Consider the following 11944-nt stretch of genomic DNA (forward strand, 5'->3'; position numbering starts at 1 on the left):
CACCAGAGTTACTGTCAGAGCCAGCGATGAGCTGACAGTAACGATCCTCTACCGGGATTTTCGGATAGAGACTAAAAAGGGTGCTTCGGCACCCTTTTTTTTTGGGCCATGCGAATCGAAGATCGATACGCACGGGCAAGACAGGTTATTGATCAACAAGGCACTGCATTCATCATGTTATTGGATCTCCGAGAGACGGTCAGAAACTCCAAGCCCATCAAGTACACCTTGATCACGATCATCATCATCCCGTTTGCTCTGGTCGGAATCGGTTCCTATCTCAGTGGCGGATCTGTACCACCCGTAGCTGAAGTCAACGGTCAGGCCATCGATCAGCTGCAACTGGAAAGGGCCTATCAGCAACAGCGTCAGCAGCTGGCGAGAATGTTCGGTGGGCAGTTGCCGGAAGCCTTTGCCAATGAGTCGCTGCTTCGAGAGCAGGCTCTGCAACAGCTGATTACGCAGCAGGTTCTCGAAAGTGAAGTGGCCAGACAGAAGTTTGCGGTGGGTGATTCCACACTGGGCAGGGCGATACGGAATCTGCCGGCATTTCAGGTCGATGGACAATTCGATAGTGAAACCTACCAGAACCAGTTGAGGGCTTCAGGCATGTCGGTAGCCGCTTTCGAGCAGAGTTTTCGCGACGATACCGCCATGAATCAATTCAGAACTGGCATCAGCGATACCAGTTTCACCTTGCCCTCCGAAGCCGAACGCCTGTCTGCCCTGGCGCGTCAGACCCGTACCATCGATGCGGTCAGATTCGATGCAGCCAAGGCTGCCGAGACGGTGGACGTGACAGAAGACGAGATCGTTGCCTACTTCGATGAAAACAAGGACAACTACAAGTTTCCGGAGCGAGTCAAGGTTCGCTATATCGAGATCGAAAGCTCTACCATCGCTGCCAATATCGAGATCAGTGAAGAGCAGGCAGAGACCTTCTATAACGACAATCGAGGCAATTTCATTCGGGCGGAGCAGCGTGAGGTATCGCACATCCTGCTCAGTAATGATCAAGGTGACGAAGACGAATTGATTGCCAGGCTGTCGGACATCAGGCAGCGCGTTGAAGCTGGAGAGTCATTTGCCGATCTGGCCCGGGAGTTCTCGGATGATATCGGTACTGCAGAGCTTGGCGGCAGTCTGGGGGTCATTGCTCCCGGCGGTATGGATCCCGCGTTTGAAGAAGCCGTTTTCGCCTTGAATGAAGCAGGCGATCTGTCAGAGCCCGTGGTCAGTCAGTTCGGTGTACACCTGATTCGTCTGGATGATGTGACGCCGGAGTCCGGCAAGTCATTCGAGGAGGTCAAGGACGAGATCATTGCCGACATGCAGCAGGACGAGGCTGATCGTGAATTCTTCGATCTCCGCGAGATCGTGTCGGAGCAGGCGTTTGACAATCCGGATTCTCTGGAGCCTGCCAGTGAGGTATCTGGCCTGGAGCTCAAGACATCCGACTGGCTCGATAGCGAAACCGATTCCGGGCCTGTGCTTTCCAACCCCCGTGTCATGTCTGCCGCTTTCGGTCCGGAATTGCTGGACGAGCAGCTGAACTCGGAGATCATCGAAGTCGGCGACAGGCATGTGGTGGTACTGCGTGTACTGGAACATGAAGGGGAGCGAGACAAGACCCTGGAAGATGTGCGTGATCAGGTCACCGAGGAACTCAAGAACGAACGCGCCAACGAAATGCTGACGTCGCGTCAGGAGTCTGCGCTCGAGAAACTGGCAGCCGGTGAAGCTCCAGCGGCCATTGCCGAAGGGGATGAGTTTGCGTCGGCTCTGGAAGGTGTCGTGCTGGAGCGTCAATCTACCGAACTGGACGCTCGTGTCGTGACTCGTGTGTTTGCCTTGCCACACCCCGATGGCGAGACGGTAGTGACAGAGAAGGTGCAGATGAACAACGGTGATCTGCTGGCTCTGCGTCTCGCTGCCATCGATGTTTCGGAAGCTGAGGTCACTGAATCGACAGATCCTGCCAGCGCAGACCCTGCCGCAGTCTCCGCAGGTGCCAATCCGCAGCTGGGTGGTACTGAATTCGAAGCGTTGCTGGAGAGCCTGCGGGAGTCCGCAGATGTCGAAATCAATTCGACGGCCTCTCCCTGATAGCGCAAGCTGAATAGTGGTGCAGCGACGGGCTCACCTGCCTTGGCAGGTGAGCCCGTTCTGCTTTTCAGATTCAGTCTTTCTTGCGTAATTCAGCTGACAGTATCTGGCGGGCATGGCTGGCCATGCTGATCAGCGCGCCGCGTATCTGCAATTCATTGCGCAGGGGTGTGGAGAAATCGATTCTGACATCCACGGGTGCAGAAGGCTCTCGTGCGTCGTCTGTCGCCGGATTCTCCACGGAAAAATACAGACTGTTTCGGTCCAGGTTGGTCAGCTTGGCGCGTTGAGCCGACGTCTGGTCGGAAAAAGCCTTGACCATGAACAGGCAGGAGTCCGCATGATCCTTGTTCATGTGAGAAACAACGGATCTTACGAATTCGGGATCCAACTCATCTCGTGTGTTCATCATGATGTCCGAGTGTCGGTGGCAGCCGAATGATAACGTGTAGTCGTTGATAGGTCAGTTCCATGAGCAGTACTGCAGTGGCATGTTTTCCTGCCATTGCAACGGCTTCTTCGGATGTTATCCGATGCAGGAACACAAGATATATCGGCCATTGTTACTCCATGATTCAATGGTCGTCAGTTACTGTTACAGCATACTCCAGGAGGCACAGGCGTGAGCATTATTCGGGAATTCAGGGAATTTGCCATGAAAGGCAGTCTCATCGACATGGCGGTCGGTATCATCATCGGGGCTGCGGTCAGCGAAATGGTGGGCACGCTCGTGGAGAGCATTTTGATGCCGATCATCGGCATTTTCATGGGTGGAGTCGATTTCAGTCAGCTCTCGATTACCGTAGGAGATGCGGCCATCGCTTATGGGGCCTTTATTCAGGCCTTGATCGACTTTCTCATCATTGCCTTCGTGATCTTCATGATCCTCAAGACAATCAACAGGATGAAAAGGAGTGTCGAAGAAGAAAAGGTGGACGAGCCGAAAGAAGCACCTGTCGACGTGCAGCTGCTGACTGAAATCCGCGATTTGCTGAAACAACAGCGCACCTGAAATACCGGCAAGGTCGGATCCGGTGACTTCAGGGCTGGTGAGGGGGGGCGCGAGGTAGGGCTTTGCCGAGGTAGGGCTTCGCGAGGTAGGGCTTTGCCGAGGTAGGGCTTTGCCGAGGTAGGGCCGGCCGCTTGATGCAGCTTCAGATGAAGCTGCACAGGCCGAAGCCGGCCACGTCTGCCTGCAGGTCTCTGCGCGTTGAACCCGAACGCCGGATGCGTAGCGACGGCAGAGACGTGCTGCTTTTCCGAACCTAGCTCAGGTCGGGCATTGACACGATGTTGAAGCCACCGTCCACATAGATGACCTGGCCGGTAATGCCGCCTGCCATGGAGGACGCCAGAAACGCGGCGGTGTCACCTACCTGTTCGATGGTGGTGTTCTCACGCATGGGTGAAACCGAGGAGACGTGGCCGAGCAGTTTCTTGAAGTCACCGATGCCGGCCGCTGCCAGTGTCTTGATGGGACCTGCCGAGATGGCATTGACGCGAATGCCTTCCGGTCCGAGTGAGGAGGCCATGAAGCGGGTATTGGCTTCCAGTGACGCCTTGGCCAATCCCATGACGTTGTAGTTCGGCATGGCTCTGACCGCACCCAGATAGGACAGGGTGATCAGTGAGCCACCTTTACGCAAGTGGGGTCTGGCCGCCTTGGCAACTGCGGCAAAGCTGTACGAGCTGACATCGTGTGCAATGCGGAAGGATTCTCTGGTCACGGATTCCAGAAAGTCGCCATCCAGTGCTTCTCGTGGTGCAAAGGCCACGGCATGTACCAGACCATCGAATCCGTCCGCCCATTCGTTCTTGACTGAGTCCATCAAGCCGTCGATCTGCTCGTCTTCTGCTACATCACAGGGAAACACGAGCTTGGAATCACAGGCTGCCGCCATATCGACGACCCGATCCTTGAGCCTGTCGTTCTGGTAGGTGAACGCCAGCTCCGCACCTTCCCGATGCATCGCTTCGGCGATACCCCATGCGATGGAGCGTTTGCTGGCCACCCCGAAAATGATGAATCGCTTGCCGTCTAGCATGCCCATAGTGTCACTCCTTTTCCGTTAACCCAGTAGTTGTTGCAGCGTTGACTCGTAGATACGCGACAAGGCGTCGATGTCACTGCAGGATACACGCTCATCCACCTGGTGGATGGTCGCATTGATTGGTCCGAACTCGATCACTTGCGCTCCCGTGGGTGCAATGAAGCGACCGTCCGAGGTTCCACCGCCGGTATCCAGAGTTGCACTGATACCGGCTTCATCGCTGATGGCTTTCTGTACGGCATCGGTCAGTGTGCCCGGCGAGGTGATGAACGGTCTGGCGCTGTCTTTCCATGTCAGCTCCGACTGCAGCTGATGCCGGCTGCATAGTTCATCGACTGTCTGCTGGATTGTCGCAATGCTGGTTTCCGGGCTGTAGCGCAGATTGAACTCCACGACAAGTTGGCCGGGAATCACATTGGTGGCACCGGTACCGGCATGGATGTTCGAGATCTGCAGTGTCGTTGGCGGAAAATGGGCGTTTCCCTGATCCCATTCGATGGCCGTGAGTTCTGCCAGAGCAGGCAATGCTCGATGCACCGGATTGTCCGCCAGTTGAGGGTAGGCGACGTGTCCCTGCTTGCCACGAATCAGCAGGGTCGCGCCCAGTGATCCGCGTCTGCCATGGCGGATGATGTCGCCAAGTTGCTGGTCGCTGGTGGGCTCACCGACAATGCAGTAATCGATTTTTTCCTGGCGCGCCTCCAGAGCCTCGATGACCTTGCAGGTGCCATCGGTGGCTGGGCCTTCCTCGTCGCTGGTGAGTAGAACGGCAATGGAGCCGTTCTTCAGCGCGCCAGCGCCAACGAAGCGTTCGATTGCTGTGATCATGGCAGCCACGCCGCCTTTCATGTCTGCCGCGCCACGCCCGATCAGATGATCGTCGACAATATGTGCTGCAAAGGGTGGCGACGACCAGTCTTGCACTTCACCCGTGGGTACCACATCCGTATGACCGGCAAAGGCAAACAGGGGAGCCTCCGTGCCCAGGCGTGCCCACAGATTGCTTACCCCACCGGAGGGTATGGATTCGAGCGTGAAGCCGATGCGTTCGAGGCGTTCTCCCAGCATGCTCTGGCAGCCCTTGTCCTCCGGTGTGACGGAGTCTCGTTGCACCAGATTGACAAGTAGCTCGATGGTATCGCTGTACGTGGTTGTCACTCGAGGGTTTCCTTGTTTGAGGGTGGCGGACTGCGCCGCTACAGTTCCTGCTTGAGCAGCTCGCGAACCGTCTCCTGTTCACGCTCGCTCAGCGGCAGGCCTGCCTGATTGGACAGCAGGAAGACATCGTCAATGCGCTCGCCCAGCGTTGCAATGCGCGCGGCATGTACATTGAAATGAGCTCCCAGCAGCACCTTGCCGATACCCGACAGAATGCCCGGTCGGTCAGCGGCAGTGATGTGTACTTCGGTAAAGCCTGCTTCGTCGTTGGAGAACTCCACCTGGGTGGAAATGGAAAAATAGCGCAGCCGTCTGGCGGGGCGTTGTTCGCTGAGCGAGGGCAGGTCCCTGGGCACGCCCAGTTCGTAGGTCAGTGTCTGGCGAATTTCGTCGATGCGGTTCATGTCCTCGATCGGCATATGGTTGGAATCGAGTACATGAAAGGTGTCGAGGGCGAAGCCACCAGCCGTCGTGTTGATGGTGGCTGACAGGATGTTCAGTTGCAGGCGTTCCATGACTGCCGTGATCAGGGCAAACAGCGCCTTGTCATCGGGTGTGTAGATGAGAATCTCGGTCGAGCCGCGCGAGACGGAATAGCGCAGCGACACCAGCGGGCCGGGGGTGTCTTCATTGGCCAGCAGGATTTCCGTGTGTCGGGCGATTTCCACTGCCTGGTACTGGCGAAAGTAGTCGTCTCCCAGGGTGGACCACAGCTTGTCGACACGGGGGTCGTTCTCCAGCGATTCGTCGAGCAGGGTGCGGGTGTGCCCCTGGCGCCGGTTGATGACATCCTCGACATCGAGCGGATTATCCAGACCACGCTGCAGAATCAGCAAGGCATGGCGATACAGGGATTGCAGCAGACTCTGCTTGAAGGAGTTCCACAGCTCGGGATTGGTGGCACGGATGTCCGAAATGGTCAGCAGGTACAGGTGGTTGAGTCGCTCGATACTGCCGCAGCTGCGGGCAAACTCCAGTTGTTCGTTGGGGTCGTCGATGTCACGGCGTTGGGCCGTCATGGACATCAGCAGGTGATTTCTGACGGTCCAGTCGAGCAGCTCGACATCGGCCTTGGGCAGTCCGTGGTTGCGACCAAATTCACGGGCATCCTCGGCGCCCAGGATGCTGTGATCGCCCCCGCGTCCCTTGGCGATGTCGTGAAACAGGCCTGAGAGATACAGGATGTGCGGCTTGGTGATATTGCTGGCCACGCTGCTGCCGTGTGGCAGTTCGTCGGCAAATTGCGGCAGCATCATTCTGCGCAGATTGCGTATCACGCCGATGGTGTGCTCATCCACGGTATAGATGTGGAAGAGGTCATATTGCATTCTGCCAACGATCTGGTCGAAAGCGGGCAGGTAGGCTGCCATCACACCGTAGCGATTCATCAGCCTGACGGTGCGCGTGAGTTTGTGGGGATTGCAGAAGATCTGCAGAAACAGATTGCGCACCGCCGGATCGCTGCGGAAGCGATGGTTGATCAGTGGCAGATTGGCACGGATGAGTCGAACCGTGTTGGAACGCACATTGACGGCATCCGGCGTGTTGCTGAATACCAGGAACAGTTCAAGCAGCGCTGGCGGATAATGCATGAAGACATCATCATTGGTGACTTCCAGAAAGCCGTTGCGCAACTGGAAGCGCGAGTTGATCGGCTGGATCTCCGAGGCCGCGGTCACGCCGCTGATGATGCCGCCGATGCCCTGCAACAGGATTTCATTGAGCCGCTGCAACGACATGACCGAGCGGTAGAAGCGCTGCATCAGCTGTTCGATGGAGCGATTGTCCGTGTCATCGGTATAGCCGAAGGCATGGGCGATATCCTTCTGGTAGTCGAACAGCAGGCGATCCTCGCGGCGGCCGGTAACGTGGTGCAGCAGATAACGGATGCGCCACAGCAGTTCCAGTCCTTCACGCAGGGACACCAACTCCTGCGGTTCGAGCAGGTTGTGCGTGACCAGGGCGCTCAATCCGGCCGTGCCGAACTGGCGCTGACAGACCCAGGCAATGGTCTGGAAGTCGCGCAAGCCGCCCTGGCTCTCCTTGATATTCGGTTCCAGACGATAGGCATTGGTCTGAAAGCGGCGGTGCCGGTCGTCCTGTTCGGCGACCTTGGCGGCGAAGAATTCGGCGGAATTCCACATGTGCATCGGCTGGATGATCTGCTGCATCTGCTGGAACAGGGTTTCGCTACCGCACAGCAATCGGGCTTCCATCAGATTGGTGATGATGGTGATGTCATTGCCCGCTTCGCGTTCGCAATCGGCAACGGTGCGCACGCTGTGACCGATATCCAGATTCAGATCCCACAAGGCCGTGATCCATTCACTCAGGTCGGCGTCGAGGGTCGAGTCGGCGTTCTGGCTGCCGGGCTCGGGCAGCAGGATGGCAATGTCGATATCCGAGCAGGGGTGCAATTCGCCCCGACCATAACCACCTACGGCGACCAGCGCCAGCCCGTTCAGGCTGTCTGCCTTGCGTTGCCACAGGTGCTTCAGGATATGATCGATGACGGCTGTGCGCAGGGCCAGCAGGCAGGATGCTCTGGCGCCTTCCTGAAATTGCTGATGAATGGCCTCGCTGCCCGTCTGCAGGGCCTGCCTCAGGGTGCCCGGAGAGTGCTCGCCTTCGGTCAGCAGCCGGTCGATGTCGCTGATGATGCGGGAGCTGACCGTGGGCAGGTCGATCTGTACCCAGGGTGCGGAATCCGGAAGTCGGGTGTCTGCCAGTGCGATCATGGGTGACGGCTATCGGGTTGGGGCAGCGCAGGCCGGAAGCCTGCGTGTGCGGCTCCAGTGCACGGGCAGGGAACGCCGGCAAGCACGCATCCGGGGTGGCAGGTCACTAGAGTGTCTGCCCGTCGCTGAGCGTCAGCAGTTCGAAGCCGTCCTCGGTGACCAGCACCGTATGTTCCCACTGCGCCGACAGGGAGCGGTCCCGGGTGACGACCGTCCAGCCGTCGGCAAGGACCTTGGCGTGTCGTTTGCCCTGATTGACCATGGGTTCGATGGTGAAGGTCATGCCGGGTCTGAGTTCGACACCGGTTCCGGGTTTTCCATAGTGCAGCACCTGGGGGTCTTCATGGAAGCTGGAGCCGATCCCGTGGCCGCAGTATTCCTGCACCACCGAATAGTGCTGACCCTCCACATATTCCTGAATGGCGTGACCGATATCGCCCAGAGTGGCCCCGGGTCGGACCACGCGTATGCCGCGGACCATGCTCTCGTAGGCGCATTCGCTCAGGCGCCGGGCGTGGGGCGGGACGGCGCCGACGTAGTACATGCGACTGGTGTCACCGAACCAGCCATCCTTGATGACCGTGACGTCGATATTGACGATGTCGCCTTTCTTCAGAACCCGATCGCCGGGGATGCCATGGCAGATCTGCTGATTGATGGAGGTGCAGATCGATTTTGTGAACCCCTTGTAGCCCAGTGTTGCCGGAATGCCTTTCTGCACATTGACGATATGGTTGTGACACAGGGTGTTCAGTTCGTCTGTCGTGACGCCCGGTACGACATATTCCGTGATCATGTCCAGAACCTCGGCCGCGAGACGTCCAGCGATTCGCATTTTGGCGATTTGCTCTGGCGTTTTGAGGGTGATGGACATAGTTTTGGTCGCGGTAACTGATTCGGGGCCGATAGTGTACAACGCTGGCCCCGATCGTGTTATAAAGACGGGCTGACCGGAGCAGGATTTTCTGCGTCCGGATTTCACACGCAAGTCGTCCAAACCCGACCGGGTGCCTTTTCAGACAATTCTGAGGGGTCTGTCGCGGTTGACTTGCGGAGGCCAAACCCAACCAGAGGATATCCCATGGCTGAAGTAACCATGCGCCAGATGCTTGAAGCAGGCGTGCATTTCGGACACCAGACTCGTTACTGGGCTCCCAAGATGGCTCCGTACATCTATGGTGAGCGAAACAACATTCACATCTTCAATCTCGAAAAGAGCCTGCCGGCCCTGATCGAAGCCACCAATTATGCAGGCAAGATTGCCTCCAAGAATGGTCGCATCCTGTTTGTCGGCACCAAGCGTGCGGCTCGCGATCCTGTGCGTGAAGCGGCAGAAAGCTGCAACATGCCTTTCGTCAACCGTCGCTGGTCTGGCGGCATGATGACCAACTTCAAGACAGTCAAGCAGTCCGTCAAGCGTCTGCTGGAACTCGAATCCATGCAGGAAGACGGCAGCTTCGAGCGACTGAGCAAGAAGGAAGCACTGGGCCTGACCCGCGAACACGAAAAGCTGGATCGTGGCATGGGTGGTATCAAGCACATGGAACGACTGCCGGATGCCCTGTTCGTCATCGACGTCGGTCATGAGCGCATTGCGATCACCGAAGCCAGGAAGCTGGGCATTCCGGTCATTGGTGTCGTGGATACCAACAACTCGCCTGACGGCATCGACTACGTCATTCCCGGCAATGACGACGCCATCCGTGCCATTCAGCTGTACGTGGAAGCCATGGCCAGTGCCATTCAGGACGGCAAGCGTTCTTCTGGCCAGATGGATGTCGAAGAAGCCGCTGCTGCTGATGCGCAGCAGGCTGCACCAGAAGCCGAAGCAGCACCGGAAGCGGCTGCAGCACCTGAAGCAGCGCCCGTTGCCGAAGCGGCTGCTGCTGGTGACGACACCGCTCCTGCAGCCTGAAGCAACGGCTGACTGACGGCTCCGTAAGGAGCCGTTCATAAAACATGTGTAGGTTCGTGACCTGGCCGTCCGGCCGGGTTGCACCGCCAACTTTCAATAGCAAGTCCGGACCCGATCAACGCTGTCCGGCAACAGATTTCTAAGGGGAATGTACATGGCCATTTCGGCAAGCATGGTTAAGGAGCTGCGTGAGCGCACCGGCGCCGGCATGATGGAATGCAAGAAAGCACTGACGGAAGCTGGCGGCGATATGGACGCTGCAGTGGAAGCCATGCGGATTTCAGGTCTGGCCAAGGCCGACAAGAAGTCAGGCAATACAGCCGCTGAAGGCACCGTCGCCATCAAGCTGAGCGACGATGGCAGCAGTTTCGGCATGGTCGAGATCAACAGCCAGACCGATTTCGCTGCCAAGGCAGAAGATTTCGTCGCCTTTACCGACAAGGTTGTCAACGCGGTTCTCGAGCAGCAGCCCGAGAGCGTTGATTCACTGGTCATCGATGGCCAGCCTGTGGAAGAAGCCCGCAAGGCACTGGTTGCCAAGATTGGCGAGAACATCCAGGTTCGTCGTTGTGCTGCCGGCAAGAGTGCCGGTGGTCAGTACGGTGAGTACTCTCACGGTGGCCGCATTGGTGTGGTTTGCGAAGTCAGTGGCGGTGACGCCGAGCTGGCACGTGATATCGCCATGCACATCGCAGCCAGCAAGCCAGTCTGTGTGGACGAGTCCGGTGTTCCGGCCGAGCTGCTGGAAAAGGAAAAGGCCATTTTCTCTGCAGAGGCAGCGGAAAGCGGCAAGCCGGCCGAAATCATCGAAAAGATGGTATCTGGCCGTATTCGCAAATACCTGGCGGAGATCACACTGGTCGGTCAGCCTTTCGTCAAGAACCCTGATCAGACTGTTGCTCAGCTGCTCAAGGAAAAAGGCGCATCGGTTGTCAGCTTCCATCGTCTGGAAGTGGGCGAGGGCATCGAGAAGAAGGAAGAGAACTTTGCCGAAGAAGTCATGGCACAGGTTCGCGGCGAGTAATTCGTTCCGTGTGCCGGTCCGGCGGGTTTGCGCCCAGCCGGATCGGCTCGTATTCCGGACCGTGAATGGTAACGGTCAGTGAATTCCGGGAATTATTTTGTGCGCTATGATCCTTACGCATTAGAATCGTAGCGACGACGCCGGGCCTGTCCCGGCTTTTTTGTATCAACGTGTCCGGACCCGCGTCGGTCCGGTGCAAAAAAAGAAGAGTCCTCCTCGCATGGAAACTGCACGTCCTGCCTTTGATAGAGTCCTGTTGAAACTCAGCGGTGAAGCGCTGATGGGGGACTTGGACTACGGGATCGATCCGGTCTACATCCGGCGTCTGGCCGGTGAAGTGAAAGCCATCAGCGACGTTGGCGTCGAGGTGGCCATGGTCATCGGCGGTGGCAATATCTTCCGCGGTGCCGGTCTGGCTGAAGCCGGAATGGACCGGGTGACCGGCGACCACATGGGAATGCTGGCAACGGTCATCAACTGCCTGTCCATGCAGGATGCGCTGGAGAACCAGGGTGCCTACTGTCGCGTCATGTCGGCGCTGCCCATCAACGCGGTGTGTGAGGATTACATCCGCCGACGTGCCGTACGCCACCTGGAGAAGGGGCGTATCGTGCTGTTTGCCGCCGGTACCGGCAACCCCTTCTTCACGACCGATTCCGCTGCCAGTCTGCGAGCCGTGGAAGTCGGTGCCGATGTCATGATCAAGGGGACCAAGGTGGATGGAATCTACGACAAGGACCCCATGAAACACGACGATGCGGTGAAATACGACACGGTGAGTTTCGATGAGGCCGTCCAGAAACGACTGGGCGTCATGGATACCACGGCCATTGTCATGTGTCGTGAAAACAATCTGCCGGTCAAGGTTTTCAACATGAACAACAACGGTGACCTGATGCGCCTCATCATGGGCGAGAATGTCGGAACCACCGTCAAGCAAACGAATTAACAG

10 protein-coding genes are annotated in these 11944 nt (G+C 57.6%); 5 read left to right on the plus strand and 5 right to left on the minus strand.

Features of this window, described 5'->3' with window-relative positions; all coding sequences use genetic code 11:
* Nucleotides 1-174 precede the first annotated feature (174 nt).
* The gene (locus ACUNV4_RS04445; RefSeq protein ID WP_430877283.1) at nucleotides 175-2106 is read left to right on the plus strand and encodes a SurA N-terminal domain-containing protein; all 1932 of its coding nucleotides are present in this window, start codon (nucleotides 175-177) and stop codon (nucleotides 2104-2106) included.
* Nucleotides 2107-2179: 73 nt separating this feature from the next.
* Here the strand turns inward: ACUNV4_RS04445 and ACUNV4_RS04450 are convergent, their stop codons facing one another.
* Entirely contained in the window at nucleotides 2180-2515 is a 336-nt protein-coding gene (locus ACUNV4_RS04450) for a DUF2470 domain-containing protein (RefSeq protein WP_430877284.1), read from the minus strand.
* A gap of 213 nt (nucleotides 2516-2728) precedes the next feature.
* Between ACUNV4_RS04450 and mscL the strand changes: the two genes are divergently transcribed.
* Complete coding sequence (mscL, locus tag ACUNV4_RS04455) at nucleotides 2729-3118, plus strand: large-conductance mechanosensitive channel protein MscL (RefSeq protein ID WP_430877285.1); 390 nt, start codon at nucleotides 2729-2731, stop codon at nucleotides 3116-3118.
* A gap of 253 nt (nucleotides 3119-3371) precedes the next feature.
* Here the strand turns inward: mscL and ACUNV4_RS04460 are convergent, their stop codons facing one another.
* The 4 genes from ACUNV4_RS04460 to map form a co-directional block, all read right to left on the minus strand.
* Nucleotides 3372-4157, minus strand: a complete 786-nt coding sequence (locus ACUNV4_RS04460) for an enoyl-ACP reductase FabI (protein WP_430877286.1) — start codon at nucleotides 4155-4157, stop codon at nucleotides 3372-3374.
* 18 nt (nucleotides 4158-4175) lie between these two features.
* On the minus strand, nucleotides 4176-5315 hold the full coding sequence (gene dapE, locus ACUNV4_RS04465; RefSeq protein ID WP_430877287.1) for a succinyl-diaminopimelate desuccinylase: 1140 nt from the start codon (nucleotides 5313-5315) through the stop codon (nucleotides 4176-4178).
* Nucleotides 5316-5353: 38 nt separating this feature from the next.
* On the minus strand, nucleotides 5354-8053 hold the full coding sequence (gene glnD, locus ACUNV4_RS04470) for a [protein-PII] uridylyltransferase (RefSeq protein WP_430877288.1): 2700 nt from the start codon (nucleotides 8051-8053) through the stop codon (nucleotides 5354-5356).
* A gap of 106 nt (nucleotides 8054-8159) precedes the next feature.
* Entirely contained in the window at nucleotides 8160-8927 is a 768-nt protein-coding gene (gene map / locus ACUNV4_RS04475; protein WP_430877289.1) for a type I methionyl aminopeptidase, read from the minus strand.
* A 207-nt stretch (nucleotides 8928-9134) separates the two neighbouring features.
* On the opposite strand from map, the gene rpsB reads away from it, so the two are divergent.
* From rpsB to pyrH, 3 genes are all read left to right on the plus strand, one after another.
* The gene (gene rpsB, locus ACUNV4_RS04480) at nucleotides 9135-9968 is read left to right on the plus strand and encodes a 30S ribosomal protein S2 (protein ID WP_430877290.1); all 834 of its coding nucleotides are present in this window, start codon (nucleotides 9135-9137) and stop codon (nucleotides 9966-9968) included.
* 154 nt (nucleotides 9969-10122) lie between these two features.
* Nucleotides 10123-10992, plus strand: coding sequence for a translation elongation factor Ts (gene tsf, locus ACUNV4_RS04485; RefSeq protein ID WP_430877291.1), 870 nt, complete (start codon nucleotides 10123-10125; stop codon nucleotides 10990-10992).
* A 220-nt stretch (nucleotides 10993-11212) separates the two neighbouring features.
* The gene (gene pyrH / locus ACUNV4_RS04490) at nucleotides 11213-11941 is read left to right on the plus strand and encodes a UMP kinase (RefSeq protein WP_430877292.1); all 729 of its coding nucleotides are present in this window, start codon (nucleotides 11213-11215) and stop codon (nucleotides 11939-11941) included.
* Nucleotides 11942-11944 lie beyond the last annotated feature (3 nt).

The organism is Granulosicoccus sp. 3-233 (assembly GCF_052681095.1).